General features: G+C 49.7%; 19 protein-coding genes. 14 read left to right on the top strand and 5 right to left on the bottom strand.

Annotated elements, in window-relative coordinates:
- The first annotated feature begins 115 nt into the window (after positions 1-115).
- The 5 genes from JNE38_RS25625 (at position 116) to JNE38_RS25605 (ending at position 2786) form a co-directional block, all read left to right on the top strand.
- On the top strand, positions 116-262 hold the full coding sequence (locus JNE38_RS25625; protein WP_203353888.1) for a YuiA family protein: 147 nt from the start codon (positions 116-118) through the stop codon (positions 260-262).
- A gap of 168 nt (positions 263-430) precedes the next feature.
- On the top strand, positions 431-691 hold the full coding sequence (locus JNE38_RS25620; RefSeq protein WP_203353887.1) for a YuiB family protein: 261 nt from the start codon (positions 431-433) through the stop codon (positions 689-691).
- Positions 692-982: 291 nt separating this feature from the next.
- Complete coding sequence (locus tag JNE38_RS25615; RefSeq protein ID WP_203353886.1) at positions 983-1162, top strand: hypothetical protein; 180 nt, start codon at positions 983-985, stop codon at positions 1160-1162.
- A gap of 42 nt (positions 1163-1204) precedes the next feature.
- Positions 1205-2059, top strand: a complete 855-nt coding sequence (kynA, locus tag JNE38_RS25610) for a tryptophan 2,3-dioxygenase (protein ID WP_203357744.1) — start codon at positions 1205-1207, stop codon at positions 2057-2059.
- A 109-nt stretch (positions 2060-2168) separates the two neighbouring features.
- Positions 2169-2786 (top strand): 3D domain-containing protein, encoded by a 618-nt coding sequence (locus tag JNE38_RS25605; protein WP_203353885.1) that lies wholly within the window; start codon positions 2169-2171, stop codon positions 2784-2786.
- Positions 2787-2890: 104 nt separating this feature from the next.
- Here JNE38_RS25605 and JNE38_RS25600 read toward each other — a convergent pair whose 3' ends face one another.
- Together JNE38_RS25600 and JNE38_RS25595 are read right to left on the bottom strand one after the other, a co-directional pair.
- Positions 2891-3664: a cobalamin-binding protein gene (locus JNE38_RS25600; protein WP_203353884.1), complete on the bottom strand. Its 774-nt coding sequence runs from the start codon at positions 3662-3664 to the stop codon at positions 2891-2893.
- A gap of 25 nt (positions 3665-3689) precedes the next feature.
- Entirely contained in the window at positions 3690-4166 is a 477-nt protein-coding gene (locus JNE38_RS25595) for a divergent PAP2 family protein (protein ID WP_203353883.1), read from the bottom strand.
- A gap of 251 nt (positions 4167-4417) precedes the next feature.
- On the opposite strand from JNE38_RS25595, the gene JNE38_RS25590 reads away from it, so the two are divergent.
- The 6 genes from JNE38_RS25590 (at position 4418) to JNE38_RS25565 (ending at position 10824) form a co-directional block, all read left to right on the top strand.
- Positions 4418-4789, top strand: coding sequence for a DUF309 domain-containing protein (locus tag JNE38_RS25590; RefSeq protein ID WP_203353882.1), 372 nt, complete (start codon positions 4418-4420; stop codon positions 4787-4789).
- A gap of 70 nt (positions 4790-4859) precedes the next feature.
- Positions 4860-6359 carry a leucyl aminopeptidase gene (locus tag JNE38_RS25585; RefSeq protein WP_203353881.1) on the top strand — a complete coding sequence of 500 codons (1500 nt, stop codon included), beginning with the start codon at positions 4860-4862 and terminating at the stop codon, positions 6357-6359.
- A gap of 21 nt (positions 6360-6380) precedes the next feature.
- On the top strand, positions 6381-6812 hold the full coding sequence (locus tag JNE38_RS25580) for a CoA-binding protein (protein WP_203353880.1): 432 nt from the start codon (positions 6381-6383) through the stop codon (positions 6810-6812).
- 149 nt (positions 6813-6961) lie between these two features.
- Complete coding sequence (locus tag JNE38_RS25575; protein ID WP_203353879.1) at positions 6962-7558, top strand: sulfite oxidase-like oxidoreductase; 597 nt, start codon at positions 6962-6964, stop codon at positions 7556-7558.
- Positions 7559-7722: 164 nt separating this feature from the next.
- Positions 7723-9147: an aldehyde dehydrogenase family protein gene (locus JNE38_RS25570; RefSeq protein ID WP_203353878.1), complete on the top strand. Its 1425-nt coding sequence runs from the start codon at positions 7723-7725 to the stop codon at positions 9145-9147.
- 21 nt (positions 9148-9168) lie between these two features.
- Entirely contained in the window at positions 9169-10824 is a 1656-nt protein-coding gene (locus JNE38_RS25565) for an acetolactate synthase large subunit (RefSeq protein WP_203353877.1), read from the top strand.
- Between the two features lie 68 nt (positions 10825-10892).
- Here JNE38_RS25565 and JNE38_RS25560 read toward each other — a convergent pair whose 3' ends face one another.
- Both JNE38_RS25560 and JNE38_RS25555 read right to left on the bottom strand, forming a co-directional pair.
- Positions 10893-11318, bottom strand: coding sequence for a hypothetical protein (locus JNE38_RS25560; protein ID WP_203353876.1), 426 nt, complete (start codon positions 11316-11318; stop codon positions 10893-10895).
- A 16-nt stretch (positions 11319-11334) separates the two neighbouring features.
- Entirely contained in the window at positions 11335-12726 is a 1392-nt protein-coding gene (locus JNE38_RS25555) for an FTR1 family iron permease (RefSeq protein WP_238933466.1), read from the bottom strand.
- A gap of 339 nt (positions 12727-13065) precedes the next feature.
- On the opposite strand from JNE38_RS25555, the gene JNE38_RS25550 reads away from it, so the two are divergent.
- Together JNE38_RS25550 and JNE38_RS25545 are read left to right on the top strand one after the other, a co-directional pair.
- Positions 13066-13380, top strand: coding sequence for a metal-sulfur cluster assembly factor (locus JNE38_RS25550; RefSeq protein WP_203353874.1), 315 nt, complete (start codon positions 13066-13068; stop codon positions 13378-13380).
- A gap of 186 nt (positions 13381-13566) precedes the next feature.
- The gene (locus JNE38_RS25545) at positions 13567-15735 is read left to right on the top strand and encodes an EAL domain-containing protein (protein ID WP_203353873.1); all 2169 of its coding nucleotides are present in this window, start codon (positions 13567-13569) and stop codon (positions 15733-15735) included.
- A 61-nt stretch (positions 15736-15796) separates the two neighbouring features.
- On the opposite strand, the gene JNE38_RS25540 is transcribed toward JNE38_RS25545, so the two are convergent.
- On the bottom strand, positions 15797-16441 hold the full coding sequence (locus JNE38_RS25540) for a hypothetical protein (protein ID WP_203353872.1): 645 nt from the start codon (positions 16439-16441) through the stop codon (positions 15797-15799).
- A 348-nt stretch (positions 16442-16789) separates the two neighbouring features.
- On the opposite strand from JNE38_RS25540, the gene JNE38_RS25535 reads away from it, so the two are divergent.
- Positions 16790-17551 carry a DeoR/GlpR family DNA-binding transcription regulator gene (locus JNE38_RS25535; protein WP_203353871.1) on the top strand — a complete coding sequence of 254 codons (762 nt, stop codon included), beginning with the start codon at positions 16790-16792 and terminating at the stop codon, positions 17549-17551.
- The last annotated feature ends 30 nt before the right edge of the window (positions 17552-17581 follow it).

The following is a 17581-nucleotide window of genomic DNA, read 5'->3' as shown; positions in this document are numbered from 1 at the left end:
CAAATGCTGAATTGTGCAAAAGAGGCCTTTTCTGATAAAGTAAGACACATCAAAATTATCAGAAAATACATGCAATTATTTCCGGCGCATGTAAGATAGGAAAGGGGAGCTCACCATGAGATCAAAACAAGAACAATGCCCGTACTGCGAAGGACAAGGGTATTTCCAACTGCTCCTGGGCGGAACGGAGAACTGTCCAAACTGTGAAGGCTCTGGCACCCATCATCAGCAGGAACCTGTCTCAGCCTCAAAAAAATACTGATGAAGCAGGCAAAAGCCGGTTGCGTAAATGCGCGCCGGCTTTTTTTGCAGATAAGAATTTGGATCCGAACGGTATTGCTTGTTCTGCCGTTGACCTCTCCCGCTCATTTAGGCTACACTAAAAGACGAAAATAGCCTGTGTAAGAGTCAGGCAGGAGGGCGTACGTCGATGAGCTTGCTTCAATTCGTGGTATCCATCGTTCTTTTTACCGTGCTGGGATTCGGCATCGGATTCATTTTAAACATGATTTTGAAAACGACCTGGCTGCCTGTCGTCATTGCCGTAGGTGTACTGGTCGGTGCCTTGGTCTATCAACAGATTGTGCCAGGAATTTGGGACGCGCTGATCCTGGGCTGCGGAATGGCAGGTACCGTAGCCAGTGGCTGGACGATTCAGACTTTGCGAAAAAAAGGTTATCGGATGTTTTAGAGCGATAAGAGGATGCTCCCGAGAAAGGGTGGGCATCCTCTTTTTTTGCCCAGAAAAAATCGCGATATCGCTTTCCTACAGAGTAGCGTCTATGTAAAACGGTGTTTTAAAATTTTACGTCTGCTAGCAGGAAAAATGACTGACGTGCAAGAAAGTTCCGTTGTATGCAAAGAGAATGAGGCCTACAAAAGGGAGAGGATTCGTCGGGGGAAGAAGACCCTGAATAATCGGTATTTTCCGAATGAAACGCTGCGCTTCTATACGTGAGCTTGGGGGGGCCATCCAAGGCAAATGAGCAAAAAAGGCATCCCTTCCCAACCGGAGAATATCCTGGTCACAACGGGCTCTCGGCAAACGATCGACCTTGTCACGTTTCAAAAGTGGATTCTCCTCGGGGAGGCGAATGCTTATTTGCAGGATCTCGTAGAAAAAGGCGAGCTTCGCGTGGAGAAGGCAGCAGGGATAAACTAATACAGCCGAAAGTAAAGAGAGGGGTTACTCACGATGTCTCATATGCCACAGAGTCATGATCAAAACCACAAGCAGTCAGCGCTGGATAAGGATATTCATACCGACTTTGCAAAGGAAATGACCTATGGAGACTACCTGCAGCTAGATAAGATCCTGTCGAGCCAAGTGAGACAGTCTGACGAGCATGATGAAATGCTCTTCATCATCATCCATCAGGTGAGTGAATTGTGGATGAAGCAGATCCGGCACGAGCTGGCGGCAGCTATGGAGTGCATACGGAGCAATGATCTGGAGCCAGCCTTTAAAATGTTCGCACGGGTCTCCCGGATCCAGCAGCAGCTGATCAAGTCATGGGACGTCCTCTCGACGCTGACACCGGCTGATTACTTGAAATTCAGAGACAAACTGGGGCATTCCTCCGGCTTCCAGTCCTATCAAAACCGTCTGATTGAATTTACCCTCGGCTTCAAGAACGCGCACGTGCTCGCCGTGTATCAGCATCAGCCTGAGCTTTACGCACAATTGACGCAGGCTCTGCAGGAGCCCAGCATATACGATGCAGCCATTATGGCGATGGCAGTCCGAGGCTTGCCGGTCGATCCGGAATGTCTGGACCGAGACTGGTCGCAGCCTTACCAGCCGAATGCCAGTGTCGAGCAGGCATGGCTGACCGTTTACCGGGATGTGAAACGGTACTGGGATCTGTATGAGCTTGCGGAGAAGCTGGTGGACATCGCGAGTCAACAGCAGCAATGGCGTTTCAACCACATGACGACCGTCGAGCGCATCATCGGACAAAAGCAGGGAACGGGCGGTTCTGCCGGTGTCGCCTATTTGCGGAGGGCGCTGGATCATCGTTTTTTCCCTGAGCTTTGGAGCCTTCGAACAGAGCTGTAAACATTCCGTAAACATCTAACATACTGAATTTTTCTGAAACCATCCAAAATTTGTGTATAGTTTCCTCCTCTTCGGGACATGACTAGAACCGAGAGGAGGTTTACCAGAAATGAATGGAAAGCTGTCAGTGAGTTTCATCGCTCTGCTCATCATGGTGCTGACGGGATTTGCGAGCGATGGATACGGCTACAATGCAGTTGGAGATCGCAGCATCCAGGCTGCATTTGGAATCAGGGAAACCAAAGAGGGGCAGAGAGTGGTCAAAAAACGGACCGTCTCGGCCAGCTCATTCACTCAAGTCATCGATAAAAACGACGCACTCCTGGATCAATATCCAAAAGTGCGTGTGGTAGCGACAGGCTATTACGCCGGGTTCGAGTCGACGGGAAAAAATCCGTCACATCCGTCCTATGGAATCACATATTCAGGCGTCAAAGTGCGAAGAGATGATTATTCGACGATTGCGGCCGACCTCAACATCTTTCCAATCGGAACGGTGCTGTACATTCCGGGCTACGGCTACGGGGTCGTGGCAGACAAGGGCGGAGCGATTCGCGGACATAAGATTGACCTGTATTTTGAAACCAAACAAGATGTATTCAAGCAATGGGGGAAAAAATCCCTGGATGTCTATGTCGTACGGCGCGGTGATGGAAAGCTGACGGAAGCCCTTTTGAATAGCCTGAATCAGAAAGGGATCGCTGCGATGGCAGAAGTCACAAATTAACACACAAAAGTGAATAGCAAAAGCAAACCAAAGATGCTGCGTAGGCGGCATGAAAGAAGAAATGAAAAAACGTTCAGAGCGATGGCATGCTCTGAACGTTTTTCTTATTTCTCTGGATGAATGAGGGCCACGAGCTTTTCCAGCCCGTCGAGAATCCGCGGAGAGGGGCGGCAGTACAGCCCTTCTTCGAGAAGATGGACCTGATTGCAGCGGATGGCGGTCATCTCCTGCCATTCCGGCCGCTCGGTAATCATGGCAGGCTTGATGCGGCGAAGCTCGATGCCGCACCAGACGACGCAAATGTGATCAGGATCTCGCTGCCCGACCATCTCGCGTGTCGCTTTTACATTTGCGACGGGATAATCGCGAAACACATTGATCGCACCGGCGATTTCACTCACATCGGTGAGCCAGTTTTCACCGCCGGGCGTGTAGATCGGATTGGGCCACCACTCCCAGTACAGCTTGGGTTTGTATGTATACTGGCTAGAATGCTGTCGGATGGTTTCTATTCTTTCGTCAAAATGAGCGGCGAGCTGCTCCGCCCGCTTGTGTACGCCCGTCGCTTCCCCTACCAGCCGAATATCTGCGGCAATGTCCTTGATCCGTGACGGGTTGAGGACGATGTGGGGCATTCCGCGTGCTTGCAAAGCCTCCACATTTGCTTCCATGCCCGGAACGCTGAGGGAGGCGACGACCAGATCCGGCTTGAGAGCCGCGACCCGATCCAGATCGATCGTCAGGTCCGGTCCTACTTTCGACAAGTGCTGCCATTCCTCTGGCCAATCGGAGTGATCGTCCAGACCGACGACCTGATCACCGAGTCCCAGGTAATAGAGGATCTCCGTATTGCTCGGACAGATGGATACGATGCGCATGCCAAGTCCCCCTTATGAAGAAGCCTCAGAAAAACGGATGAACGAGGAGCGCGATCATGATTCCCAGCCAGCCGCCGATCAGGACTTCAATCGGCTGATGCCCGAGCAGCTCCTTCAATTTCTTTGCTTTTTCCTGATTCGGACGAACCTTGAGCGATTTCATGCCTTCCAGGAGGTGGTTGAATTCGTCGACCAGCTTGTTCAATACCACTGCCTGCATGCCGGCATGGCGGCGTACGCCTGCCGCATCGAACATCACGATGACGCCGAGGATGGCCGAGATCGCGAACATATTGCTGGAAAAGCCTTCACGAAGGCCCACCGCAGTCGAGAGAGCGGTTACGGCCGAAGAGTGCGAACTAGGCATGCCGCCGGTACTCAACATCAGCGACCATTGCCATGTTTTGGTAGCGAAATAATTGAGGGGAATTTTGATAAATTGGGCGATTCCTATGGCAAGCAGCGCAGCCCATAAGGGGAAGTTTTCAAAAATATCCGCCACGGAAAATCCATTCCTTTCTACTGTACGCTTCTTTCGTTTTATTGTAACAGAAGGGCGTTGTATCCATCCGTGAAGTTTTCGTTTGGATTTTACGGACTGCCAATCTGTGATACCATTAAGTAAAGCAGTCCCTCGAAGGAAAATTCCAAATCGAATCCCTTCTCGCAGCAGCTTTACAGATGCAGCTTCATGAAGCATTTCACAAAGCTCATTTTTTGTTTTTGTAACGGTGAAACGGAAGGTGTGAATCCATGCGGTATCCCGGACAGTATCTTCAGTTCATTGAAAAATTCAATGAAGGTGAGTACTACGAATGCCATGATCTGCTGGAAGAGATCTGGATGGAAAACAAATCCGACAAGTTCCTGCAAGGGCTCTTGCAAATGGCTGTCGGCCTGTATCATCGGGAATACGGCAATATCAAAGGCGCTCGCTGGATGTTTGGCAACGCGCGAAAGTACCTGCTCCGTTACGGTCCCGTCCATTGGGGGCTCGATGTAAAAGGAGTCATCGAATACATAGAAGCCTGCGAGAGTGCCCTGCCAGAAGTTGACGAGATTCCCCATGCGAAAGCCAAAGCCATGGCGTTTCCGTCTTTGCGTTTGCGAATCGACACATCGTGAGCGAACATACGTGGAAAACCACAAATGTGCACATAATTGTATCCTATCACAGAGAAAGAGGGAAGAGTATATGGAAGTAACCGTAGAAAAACGGACCCCACTCGTGAATATCATGTGTGATGAATTGATTGTCCCGTTGTGGAAAGGGGAGGAGCTGGCGCAGGTATACCCTGAGCTGGAGCAAGCCTTCGGAGGCAGCCTGAGTGTACTGCAGGAGGAAAAAGAAATCAGCGGGGATGCAAAGGCTGTCGCCGTCGTCCATGGCATGGGCAAGCTGGCTGCGAAAAAGCTGGTCGTCGTGGGCATGGGGGCGCCGGAGAAATTTGATTTTGTAGCAGCCCGCAATGCATGGGGACGCGCGGCCAAGACCGTCGTATCCAAAGGAAGCGGCAAAACCGTGGCGATCGATCTGCCGACAACAGATAAGCTGGCAGCAGACCGTTTGGCGCAAGCCGTGGCGGAAGCGTTCGGTTTGGCGGGTTATCACTACGAAGGCTACCGCCAAAAGCCGAAGCGCGAGACGGCCCCTGTCGCATCTGTCCGCGTGCTGGCTGCCGACGACGCAGAGGAATTGGTGCAAGCAGGCGTGCATGTTGGCCGTGCGTTAGTGTCGGGTACCAATCTGGCACGCACCCTGGTGAATGAGCCAGCCAACTATTTGACACCGCGCGCACTGAAGGACGCAGCCGTAGACGTGGCCAACCGCTATGGAATGACAGTGGAAGTGCTGGATCAGGCCAAGCTGGAAGAGCTGGGCATGGGCGGTGTACTGTCTGTCGCCAAAGGAAGCGAGCTCGAGCCGTACGTGGTTGCCGTCAAGTATCAGGGAAGAGAAACCTGGGATGACGTGATTGGCCTGATCGGAAAAGGGGTAACGTTTGACACAGGCGGGATCTCCATCAAGCCGGTAGCCGGAATGGAAGACATGAAATCGGACATGGGTGGAGCCGCTGCGATGATCGGTACCCTCGAGGCTCTGGGTCAAATCAAGCCGAAAGCAAATGTGCTGGCTGTGATCGGCACCGTTGAAAACATGCCGTCCGGCACCGCATTCCGTCCGGGCGACGTCATCACGACCATGAGCGGCAAGACCGTGGAAATCATCACGACGGATGCGGAAGGCCGCTTGGTGTTGGCGGATTGCATTACCTATGCGAAAAAACAAGGTGTGACGTGTCTGGTAGATGCGGCTACCTTGACCGGAGGCATCGTCGTGGCACTGGGTCACTACTGCTCTGGCGCGATGACGAATGACAAAGCGCTCATGGATGAACTCTTGAATGCCGCTGATGTAGCAGGCGAGCGACTGTGGCAGCTGCCGACATTCGATGAGTACCGGGAGCTCAACAAGAGCCGTTTCGCCGATCTGAAAAACTCCGGCGGACGCTATGGACACGGCATTATCGGAGGCGTGTTCCTGCAGGAATTCGTGGGAGATACACCATGGGTCCATCTCGATATCGCAGGGACAGCCTACAATGCCAATACAGGCGATATGCAGCCTTCCGGAGGTACGGGTGTCATGACCCGCACACTCGTTCAATTTGTATCGAACCGCAGCCAATCCTAATTCCATAAGGAGTGTTGAAATATGGTGCAAAATCCAAGTAACGAAGTACGCCGCCAGCTTCTGGAGGAAGCGAAGACCATTGCTGTCGTAGGTCTCTCCAACAAGCCGGACCGCACCAGCTACATGATCGCAGACGCCATGCAGCATGCAGGTTACCGAATCATTCCGGTGAACCCTGTCATCGCAGGGGAAACGGTTCTGGGCGAGAAAGTCGTCGCGAGCCTGGCGGAAATCGACGAGCCAGTCGATATCGTCGACATTTTCCGCAAGAGCGAGGACATCGTGCCGGTTGCCGAGGATACCAAGAAAATGAAGCACAAGCCAAAAGCATTCTGGATGCAGCAAGGGATCTCCAATGATGAAGCCGCTGCCATGATCAGCGCAGAGGGCATCGCGGTCATCAATGACCTGTGCATCAAGGTGGATCATGCCCTGCTGCGCGTAGGGAAATAAAGCAGCAGTAAGCAGGAAACCCTCGCCAAAGAGCGGGGGTTTTTGTTCAGCCATTTCCTCAGTTACCCCAGTGTGCAAATCTGCTTGCGGGTTTGTGCAGGATATGGTAAGAAGAACAGAAGAATACTGACAGCGAGGAGTGGGATTCCATGTTTTTCAATCAGGCAACGAATGCGCAGCGTGACCGCATCCCGCCGAATCAAAAGCAAACGACGGGCTTTCCGGTGCTCCATTACGGTGATGTACCGGCGTATACGGATTTGTCCACGGAGTGGAGCTTCCGGATTTTTGGCTTGATAGAAGAAGAAGTCACGCTTTCCTACGAGCAAATGATGGCCTTGCCAAAAGGGAACGCGACCAATGACATCCATTGCGTGACGGGCTGGAGCAAGCTCGACAACGAGTGGGAAGGCATCCCGGTGGAGGAAGTACTGAAGCTGGTGAAAGTGAAGCCGGAAGCAAAATACGTCATGCTGCACGCGGAGCACGGCTGGACAGCCAATGTTCCGCTCAAGGACTTCATGACCCCGGGCAATCTGTTTGCCAACAAGCACAATGGGCAAGAGCTGACGCCTGACCATGGCTGGCCGCTGCGCTTTGTCATTCCCCACCTCTACTTCTGGAAGAGCGCCAAGTGGGTGCGCGGAATCGAGTTTTTGGAGAAAGACAAGCAGGGCTTCTGGGAGAAGAATGGGTACAACATGTACGGAGATCCGTGGAAAGAACAGCGTTTTGCTTGGGATTAAAAGAACTTTAAAAAGGGCTGTCATTGGTTGGTCTGAAAAGGACCGCGCCACTGACAGTCTTTTTTATTGGGAAACTCCTACATAAAAATGGATGCAATAGAAACACTAATGCCGACTGTTTCACATGGCGGTTTCTGTCAGTCCGACGAAAGGGAGAGACTGTAATGAAAAAATGGCATCTGTGGATCAATGGAAAGTGGGTAGAAGGTGAGAAGTACGAACCTTTGCACTCTCCTCATTCGGGAGAGATCATCGCTCATATCGCGCAAGCAACGACAGAGGATGCAAAAAAAGCCATTGAAGGGGCACATTCCGCTTTTCAGGAATTCAAGCGCGTACCCGCTTATGAAAGAGCTCAGATTCTAGCGAAGGCCGTTCAGCTTTTGGAGCAAAGAAAGGAAGAAGCCGCGCAAATTATTGCCTCGGAGGCGGCAAAGCCGATCAAAGCAGCTCGTACAGAAATCCTGCGTACCATTCAGACGTACCAATTTGCAGCCGAAGAAGCCAAACGGATATACGGAGAGCGAATTCCGATGGATGCGGCGATCGGAGGGGAAAATCGAGTCGGTTTCACGATGAGAGTGCCTATGGGCGTGGTGTCGGCGATTACTCCGTTTAACTTTCCCTTTAATCTGGTCGCTCACAAAGTAGGACCGGCGATAGCAGCAGGCAATTCGATCGTATTGAAACCGGCAGAAAAAACGCCACTCAGCTCTCTCTATCTTGCAGAGCTTTTTCAAGAGGCGGGATTGCCGGATGGCGTACTCAATATCATTACCGGGTTGGGGCCAGAATTGGGGCCTGTTCTGAACACGCACCCGTACGTCAAGAACATTACGTTTACCGGGAGCCCCAAAGTGGGGAAGGAAATCCGCAAGCTGGCGGAATTTCGCAAAGTAACATTAGAGCTGGGTTCCAATTCAGCCCTTATTGTAGATGAAGGAGTGGATGTCGACGCCATTATGGACCGAGTCGTACAGGGGGCGTTTTCGTACAACGGACAGGTCTGCATCTCCATCCAGCGGATCTATGTGCACCGCTCCTTGTATGAAACGTTCCTGGGCAAAATGGTTGCCCGTACCAAGCAGCTGGTAGCGGGATCCCCCTTTGATGAAAAAACGGATATTACGGCGGTGATCAACAAGGATTCGCTGGATCGATTGGTTTCCTGGATTTCGGAGGCCGTAGAGCTGGGTGCGAAGGTGGAGTGCGGGGGAGAGGTGGAGGGACCGATCATGATCCCTGCCATCTTGACAGATGTCCCCCACGAGGCCAAGGTCATCCAGGAAGAAGTGTTCGGGCCGGTCGTAAGCGTCATGCCGTTTGAAAGCTTAGAGGAGGCAATCCAGCGGGTCAATGATTCGCGCTACGGACTGAATGCTGGCGTGTACACCCATGACATCCATCGTGCATTTACGTGTATCCATGAGATTGAAACGGGTGGGGTCCTGATCAATGACATCCCGACCTACCGCTTGGATCACATGCCGTATGGCGGTATCAAAGACAGCGGGACAGGCAGAGAAGGCGTCAAATTTGCGATGATGGATATGATGGAGGAAAAGTTTGTGAGTTTCCATTGGCGTTAAATCCATTTTGGGGGTGAATTGATGAAGGCGACGGATTTGATGGTCATGTGTCTGGAAAACGAAGGGGTACGGTACATATTTGGAATCCCGGGGGAAGAAAATATCGATTTTGTTCATTCATTAGCTTCCTCTGACCAAATTCAATTTGTGGCTGTCAGGCATGAGCAAGGGGCGGCTTTCATGGCTGACGTATACGGAAGGTTAACCGGGAAGGCAGGAGTATGCCTCGCAACGTTGGGACCGGGAGCCACCAATTTGCTTACCGGCATAGGCGACGCCAATCTCGATCATGCCCCTGTGGTCGCGATTACGGGACAAGCCGGTTTGGAGAGGATGCATAAAGAATCGCATCAATACATTGATGTAGTGGCGATGTTTACACCTGTGACCAAATGGTCGATCCAGGTAAAGCGGCCGGAGACCATCGCGGAAATCGTCCGGAAAGCTTTTAAACTGGCGGAAATGGAGAAGCCGGGAGCCGTTCATATCGAGCTTCCGGAGGATCTCGCAGCAGATGACATCGACAAGACGGCCCTCCCCAAAACAGAGCTGCCGCGATCCGTCCCGAGTGTAACCAGCATGGAAAAGGCTCTGGAGCTGATCGCTTCCAGTCAAAAGCCGTTCATCATTGCGGGGAACGGTGTGATCAGGCAGCAGGCATCCAAAGAATTGCAGGCATTTGCAGAGTCGCTGAAGGTTCCGGTAGCCCATACGTTCATGGCAAAAGGAGTGCTGCCTCCCGATCACCCATTGAACATGTACACGGTTGGATTGCAAATGAAGGATTATGTATTGTGCGGGATTCATGAGGCGGATTTGATCATTGCGATCGGCTACGATTTTGTGGAATATTTGCCGCTCTACTGGAACGAAAACAATCCCAAGCCCATCATTCATATCGATACGCTGCCCGCTGAAGTAGACGAGCATTATCCGGTGGCGGCCGAATTGGTAGGGGATCTGAGGACGGCATTGGAATACCTGGCGGGGCATCAGAAAGGCGCGAAGGAGTGGATGCCCGGGGGAGAGCTTCATCAAAAACTGAAGCGGGAGCTAGCGCAGATCCAGGAGGAAAGCTCCACGCCAACGGACGAGGCTGGCACAAGGGTCAAACCGAGAATGATCCTGGATACGGTTTCCCGACTGGCAAGTGACAATACCATCGTGATATCTGATGTGGGGGCGCATAAACTTTGGATCGCGCGAAATTACCAGCCCAAGCTTCCGAACCGCGTCATCATTTCAAACGGCTTTGCATCCATGGGCATTGCGGTTCCGGGAGCGATTGGAGCCAAACTGGCATGTCCCGAAGATCCTGTCATCTGCATTAACGGTGACGGCGGTTTCTTGATGAATGCCGTAGAAATTGAAACCGCGAAGCGACTGGGAATAGCGTTCACGATCTTTTTGCTCAATGACTCCAAGTATGGACTGATTGACTGGAAGCTGAAAAATCGTTTTGACGCAAGCTATGGGGTAGAATTTGAAAACCCTGATTTCATGCGTCTCGCCGAAAGCTTTGGCATCACGGGCATGCGTGTCAACCACGTTTCGGAACTGGAAGCTACATTGAAAAAAGCGCTCAGCATGAACGAGATCGTTCTGGTAGAGATTCCTGTTGATTCCTCGGAGAATCTAAAGCTGAGCCAGCAATTGGGGAAACTGGTCTGCAGGTAGCATGCAAAAAGGGTATCAGCTCTAAAGGCGATACCCTTTTTTAAATTGTCATTTCTATTTCGTTTCGCTTATTTTTCTTTATCCGCTAATTCTGTTAACGCTTGAGTTAATTGCTCGTTAAACTTGCCGAGAGCGTCTTTATCGAGCGGACTAGCTTCTGTTCCAGCGATGGTGGGATCAAGCGCATCTTCCACTTTTTTATAAAGATCAGCGTATTTCTCTTTTACTTTATCTTCAAAGGGTCCCCATGCTTCCTCGAATTTTGGACCGAGTGTTACTACAGTTGACTCGTCTCCCGCTTCAATGGCTTTTTTCAATTCAGCAGTTATTTCAAGCATTTTTGTAGTACCAGCTTTGATTTCAGAAGCTTTTTCTTCTGCTGCAGGAGCAGGTGCTGAAGTCGCGTTAGAAGATGTTGTATTGGCGGATGCGCAACCCGTTAAAGCAATGATTCCGGCAAGTGCCAAGGCGAGTAAAGTACGAGTAGATTTCATGTGAATAGTCCTCCCGTTATCTCTTAGAGAGCTCGTGATTTTTTGTTGATGATTGATTGATCGAAATTCTTTTCCACAGTACGACTGCCGCAGCAGCTGCTATGAGGGTCACCTGAGGAATGGTACTTTCCAGGGAGGGATATAGGGCAAAAAAGTCGATGCTCGGCATGCTAGGAACAGTCGAGGACGGGATCACACCCGCTAATTGCAAGCTGTGAATGCCCATTCCTGTAAACTTGATGCACAAGTAAAAGACGATGATGCTCGACACCATAAAAAATGGCCGAATAGGCAGCTTCAAACCAATAAATAACATCAGGTAAGCGACTACAGATAACAATCCCAGGCCAATCAACATGCCGATCATCAGATCCTGCAAACTGATTTGGTTGACCATTCCAATTAAGAATAATACCGTTTCGGTTCCCTCGCGGAAAACGGCGAGGAAGGAAATCACACCTAGAGAGATCAGCTTTCCAGTATGTAGCGCTGTCTGGCTCTTTGCCTGAATAAACTTTTGCCATTCCGCGATATGCGAATGGCTGTGCAGCCAGTAGCTCACATACAGCAGCATGACGGAAGCAATCACACCAGTCCAACCGGCGATCAATGCGTTGTTGTTCCCGAAGGCTCCTGATGAAAATACGGACTTCACAATGACTGCCAGCAAAACACTTACTGCCAGGCCAACGGTAACGCCAGTCCAAATCCAGCCCTTTCCCTTCGACTGATCTGATTTTTTCACAAAAGCGAGTAAAGCGGTGACAACCAATAAGGCCTCCAAGCCTTCTCGAATAATGATCATCGCTGCATCCCAGATTGTGTAGCCAGACTTGGCCGCCAATGGGGTTAGGTAATGGATCATTTGGTCTAAAAGTTGAATGGCGCCTTGAAAATCAGGCGGCTCTGAAGCCAACATCGCGTTAACGGTGACCATGTCTCGCTCAGAATCACTGTAAACCTGTGCAGATTGTGCAACAACTGTTCCTTCCACACTGAGCCAAGACTCCGTTACCTTTGCAATTCCTGCGAGCGCTTCTTGCCGTGCCCCGCTTTCTGCTTTCTCTTTTGTCTCTTCTAGGTACCCTAGAAAATCGCTTAGAGAGATATTCTCCTGTTTGAATTGCTCACCCTTCGGAAATTCACCTCGGATGAACTTTTCAGTAGCATTTTTCAAACCTTCCAATGCTTCTACGACTTCATCTTTTTTCTCTCTGGATAAAGCGTACACCACTTTGCCCATATGAGATTCGATGTCTTTGTAAGCCGTGCCTGATTCTTCTTTTACGCCATCCTCGATCTGACGCCATGTCTCATTGAACTTTTGGTATGACAGTTTTGTTTCTGCTAGCTTTCCTAGCCCAGCTTCCCTTATCGCTTGGGCAACAAATTCTTCTGCTTTGCTCATATTTTGAGCCGCTTGACTTTCTGCCTGGGCAGATAATGGGGAAACGAACGAGAAAGACAGCAGTAAGACCAGGAGCATCAAGTGAATTCGTTTTATCATACGACCCCCCTCATAAGCTTTTACTAATATCGATAATCATTATCAATTGCGATTACAATCGGATATTAGCCTATGAGCGTATTCTTGTCAATCATATTTTTGGGGAGAAAAAGCGATGAAAAGTGGGGGAGAAAGTTTGTCGTCGTACGGTTTCCATGTTTTTCATGCCCCTGTCAACATAAAACCAGTGCTGGCTGGGGGATGTTAAGGGGTAACAAATGGTGGGATGGGGTGCTCTGCTTGAAAATCGAAGATAAGATTTGGTCTGCTTTAGAGGATGTGCTGGATCCGGAAGTTGGAGTCAATATTGTCGATCTGGGGCTGGTCTATGAAATAAAAGTGGATGATGCTGGACGAGCCCACGTTGAAATGACCCTGACGATTCCCCAATGTCCATTAGCGGATGAAATCGTCAAAAATGTGAAAGAGGCGACGGCCGCAGTCTCAGGTGTCAAAGAAGTCGATGTGGCACTCGTCTGGGAGCCGAAATGGAGTCCGGCGAGAATGAACGACCGAGCCCGAGAAGAAATTCGAGCCCGGCGAAGCCTGGTGTGAGCTGTACATAGGAGAATCGAAAAAGGCAACAGTGATCTTGGATGAAATTCCTTTGATTGCTGTTGCCTTTGATATTTTTCACGATGAAATATACACATTTTGGGAGTGTAAAAATTTGCGGTTTAGGGTAATAGTACATAGATAACTAGATGGGATAACGATAATTACTACAAGGTGATGAACGTAATGAGTGGATCTCAAAAGCTAGATGAGTCCGAGGCTGACTGGCACGGTGTACACTTACCTCCAGCTGAATCAATTCTCGATAATATCACCAATGGTTTCTTTATCTTGGACAAACATTGGCGCATCATTTATACCAATGGACAGATGGCGCGGTATGTAGATAAAGAACTTCATCAACTGATCGGAAATATTCTATGGGAGGTGCTTCCGGAGGCGATTCATACCAAATTTTATTACTATTACCACAAAGCGATGGAAGAGCAAGTCTCTGTCTTTTTCGAGGATTACTATGAACCGACGAAAGAATGGCTTGAAGTGAGGGTCATTCCTTCAAGCGAAGGCTTAATCGGATATGCATTCAACATCACGGAACGAAAGAAACATGAAGAATTGATCAAGCAAATGGCTTTTCAAGATTACGTAACGGGACTGCCGAATCGCAGATCTTTTGAGGTCGCGCTGGAACAACGAATCGTGCAGTCAAGGGAACAAGGGGCTTCATTTGCTCTGTTCTATATGGACATGGACCGATTTAAAAATGTGAATGATGCGTTTGGTCACAGCTCCGGAGATCAATTAATCAAGGAATTTTCATCCAGATTGGTTGAATGCGTGAAAGATAACGGAACCATTGCACGGCTCGGGGGAGACGAATTTGGCGTCGTCATGCGCATCCCCTTTGAAAGGATGGAGGAAGCGGAATGGATGGCGAAGCTGATCATCCGAAGCGTGGAAGAGTGGCCATTCAAGATCCGTGAGTTTGAAATTTTCATGACGACCAGCATTGGCATCAGCTTTTATCCGCAGCATGGAGAAGATGCGGCGACATTGCTGAAGAACTCAGATGTATCCCTTTACCGTTCAAAAGAAAAGGGGAGGAATACCTATACGATTTATCATTCCGTCATGGACATCAACGGCTATAAAAGATTTTCACTTGAGAAAGGCTTGCGGAAGGCAATTGATGAAAATGAATTGGAACTGCATTATCAGCCACGGGTGGATGCCAAGTCCGGGGCGGTATTGGGTGCGGAATCTCTGATTCGTTGGAATCACCCTGAATGGGGACTGTTATCTCCCGTGGACTTCATCCCATTAGCCGAAGAAAGAGGACTGATTCTCCCTCTCACGAAATGGGTCATACGCAGAGCCTGTCATCAAATCCAAGCGTGGCAGGAACGAGGAATGCCCTGTGTCCCGCTGTCAGTCAATGTTTCAGCCAAGCTGTTTTTGCTAAAAGACTTCCTCGTACATGTGAACCAAATCTTAAAAGAAACAAGGATCAAAGGCGAATGGGTGGAAATCGAAATTACGGAAACCTCCATTCTCGATAATCAAAAGCTGGTGGAGTCAACCATAGCCGAATTAAAAGAGATTGGAATAAAAGTCTCCCTGGATGATTTTGGGACCGGTTATTCCTCGCTCGCTTACTTAACCCAATTCAAGGTGGACACGATCAAAATCGACAGACACTTTATCCGAAATGTAACGACTCATACTTCCAGCGCCACTGTCATAAAATCGGTGATCCACTTGGCTCATGGACTAGGGATGCGCGTCGTGGCCGAGGGGGTTGAGACTGTCGAACAGCTGACATTCCTAAAACAGCAGCGATGCGATGAGATTCAAGGCTATATTTTTAGTAAACCCGTCCCGGTTACTGCGTTTAATCAATTGTTGTCCAAAGAGCGATTGACTCCGCATCGAATCCATGACCCGAGTGAATTTGAGAACAGACGGAAACAACTCCGGGTTCCGCTCTTGTATCCTTTGCGTTCTCAAATGACAATCATCAAGATGAAAGACAGAGAAATCCATCTCGAAAAAACAGAGGTCCTTCTGGAAGATCTCAGCGCAGGAGGGCTGCGGTTCTTGTCTCATGTAAATCTTACAGTGAATGCAGATATCATTTTCCAATTTGAGACAGAGATTTTGGGGGGAATCCTGAATGTCTCCGGATATATTGTCTGGAAACAAGAGCTCGAGAACGACATTTATCAGTACGGCTTGGAATTTACCATCAACGATATGGAACAAGATCGATTCATCTCTCAATTGAAATTGCTTGCTTATGAAATGAAAATGAACCCACTTGCCCTTCAGGAAAGTTTCGTTATGGAAGATAAGGTGAAGTATCTGGGGAATCTAGCAGAATCGGTAGTAAGTTAGCCTGTCGGCAGATTGGGACCGCTGTGGTCCGGATCTGCCGTTTGTATTTCCTGACTGCCCGTCAGTTGGGAAGCAAAGGATCATGGTAGTAATAAAAATCGAGTCCGTTTTCAGGCGAGGTCCCGATGGTATCTGCATGCGAATGAAGATGGAAATTGCTCCTTTCGTCATGTTCGACGCCCTGAAAACGATAAGCCAGGTAAGCCAAATAAAGGAGAATGTCTGAGTTGCCGCTCACCGATACATATTTGGAGTAGGACTTGGAAGTCAGCTGGTTTTTCAAGTTCCAGTGATTGTACGATTCGAGGTAAGAATGGAGCAGGCTGAGGTCTGCTTCCAAATGAATCTCTTCCCCGGGGAGAAAGGAAAGGGAATGAATGACTCTTTTCACATCCTTTGACCGGATTTGCAGGGAATGAAAATGAAAGAGAACCAGATCCAGATCGTATCTCCCGAGGTTGTACCCATTGCGAGGCGTATGTTCGTTCACTGGTGGTCTTGGGACGTAAAACAAGGCATGGGGAATCTCGCATTTTACAGCAGTCAAAAAGAGCTGCGAAAGAAAAGCAAAGCCATGAGCGTCACCAAGGACAGCCCTTGTGGAGAGGATGGGTTCGGCAAACCATAGCTGCTTCGGAACCTGCTTGGGCACAAGAACGGTGACGATCTTATTACCAAGAGGCACTTTTTTACGTGTGAATCTCATGATCTTCCTCCTAAATTTTTCTGTATATAGCCCATCTCCTTCTTTATCCACTATCACCATCTGATCATACCACTTGGGACACATCTGCGTGAGCACATAGTCTGGATAACTTTTTGCGCGTTTTTGCTCGTTTGCCATGCAAAAAAATCTTAATCATATCTTCACAATAACTCCGTGACGCGTTGGTACACAAGGGCCAGACTGTCTTTGAAGCGAAAAGTTCGATATTGACAAGGAGAAATGTGGCAAGGTAATCTGAAAGTGCAAGAATGAGCATAAATGAACAAATTGAACAAAACGCGCAAATAGAATGGAAACGAACTTATTCACGGGAAAAGGATGAGGGTTATGCTGGCGGCAGAAAGAAAGCTAAGGATCGTTGAATATGTGAGGCAGCATCAGACGGCGTCTGTTTCCGTGCTCGCCAAGGAATTCGGTGTGCATGAAGCGACAATCCGCAGGGACTTGGCAGAAGTGGAGCAGGAGGGCCTGCTCAAACGGACTCATGGCGGAGTGATCGTAGAAAGGCTGACACCTAACGAACCCTCCTTTAATGAACGCACGAAAGCCCAGCTCGATCAAAAAATGCGCATTGGCAGAATGGCTGCGAGTCTGGTGGAGGACGGCGATCACATCATCATCGATTCGGGAACAACTACGCTGCATATCGCCAAAAATCTGGTGAACCGCTCCAATCTCACGGTCATTACCAATGATATCAACGTGGCGGCGGAGCTCCGGGACGCTCCGGGCGTAAAAGTCACGGTAACGGGCGGCGAGCTGTATCCATCCAGCTACATGCTCAATGGCATGTTCACGGATCACGTACTCCGTTCGTTGCACGTCTCCAAAGCGTTTATCGGCACGCCCGCGATCCATCCCAAGCACGGTCTGATGCATCCGGAGGCGCAGCTGGTGCTGGCAAAGCAAGGAATGATCGCTGCGGCACAGGAGGTTATCGTCGTGGCGGATGATACCAAGATCGGCAAACTCTCCTTGTACAAAGTCGCACCGAACAGCTCCATCCACACCCTGATCACAGGCAAGGAAGTGGCTGAGTACGACATCAAACCGTTTCATGACACAGGGATAAACGTGATTACCGTGTAGCAGGTGAATCTCTCCGGGCGCTTTCCACGG

The organism is Brevibacillus choshinensis (assembly GCF_016811915.1).
In the GTDB taxonomy this organism is placed as follows: Bacteria; Bacillota; Bacilli; order Brevibacillales; family Brevibacillaceae; genus Brevibacillus; species Brevibacillus choshinensis_A.
Note: the sequence above shows the minus strand (reverse complement) of the source record. Positions and strands in the feature narration are given on the sequence as shown.

Coding starts and splice junctions, on each gene's coding strand:
- JNE38_RS25625 (WP_203353888.1), top strand. CDS start 116: ATGAGATCAAAACAAGAACAATGCCCGTACTGCGAAGGACAAGGGTAT.
- JNE38_RS25620 (WP_203353887.1), top strand. CDS start 431: ATGAGCTTGCTTCAATTCGTGGTATCCATCGTTCTTTTTACCGTGCTG.
- JNE38_RS25615 (WP_203353886.1), top strand. CDS start 983: ATGAGCAAAAAAGGCATCCCTTCCCAACCGGAGAATATCCTGGTCACA.
- kynA (WP_203357744.1), top strand. CDS start 1,205: ATGCCACAGAGTCATGATCAAAACCACAAGCAGTCAGCGCTGGATAAG.
- JNE38_RS25605 (WP_203353885.1), top strand. CDS start 2,169: ATGAATGGAAAGCTGTCAGTGAGTTTCATCGCTCTGCTCATCATGGTG.
- JNE38_RS25600 (WP_203353884.1), bottom strand. CDS start 3,664: ATGCGCATCGTATCCATCTGTCCGAGCAATACGGAGATCCTCTATTAC.
- JNE38_RS25590 (WP_203353882.1), top strand. CDS start 4,418: ATGCGGTATCCCGGACAGTATCTTCAGTTCATTGAAAAATTCAATGAA.
- JNE38_RS25585 (WP_203353881.1), top strand. CDS start 4,860: ATGGAAGTAACCGTAGAAAAACGGACCCCACTCGTGAATATCATGTGT.
- JNE38_RS25580 (WP_203353880.1), top strand. CDS start 6,381: ATGGTGCAAAATCCAAGTAACGAAGTACGCCGCCAGCTTCTGGAGGAA.
- JNE38_RS25575 (WP_203353879.1), top strand. CDS start 6,962: ATGTTTTTCAATCAGGCAACGAATGCGCAGCGTGACCGCATCCCGCCG.
- JNE38_RS25570 (WP_203353878.1), top strand. CDS start 7,723: ATGAAAAAATGGCATCTGTGGATCAATGGAAAGTGGGTAGAAGGTGAG.
- JNE38_RS25565 (WP_203353877.1), top strand. CDS start 9,169: ATGAAGGCGACGGATTTGATGGTCATGTGTCTGGAAAACGAAGGGGTA.
- JNE38_RS25560 (WP_203353876.1), bottom strand. CDS start 11,318: ATGAAATCTACTCGTACTTTACTCGCCTTGGCACTTGCCGGAATCATT.
- JNE38_RS25555 (WP_238933466.1), bottom strand. CDS start 12,726: ATGAGCAAAGCAGAAGAATTTGTTGCCCAAGCGATAAGGGAAGCTGGG.
- JNE38_RS25545 (WP_203353873.1), top strand. CDS start 13,567: ATGAGTGGATCTCAAAAGCTAGATGAGTCCGAGGCTGACTGGCACGGT.
- JNE38_RS25540 (WP_203353872.1), bottom strand. CDS start 16,441: ATGAGATTCACACGTAAAAAAGTGCCTCTTGGTAATAAGATCGTCACC.
- JNE38_RS25535 (WP_203353871.1), top strand. CDS start 16,790: ATGCTGGCGGCAGAAAGAAAGCTAAGGATCGTTGAATATGTGAGGCAG.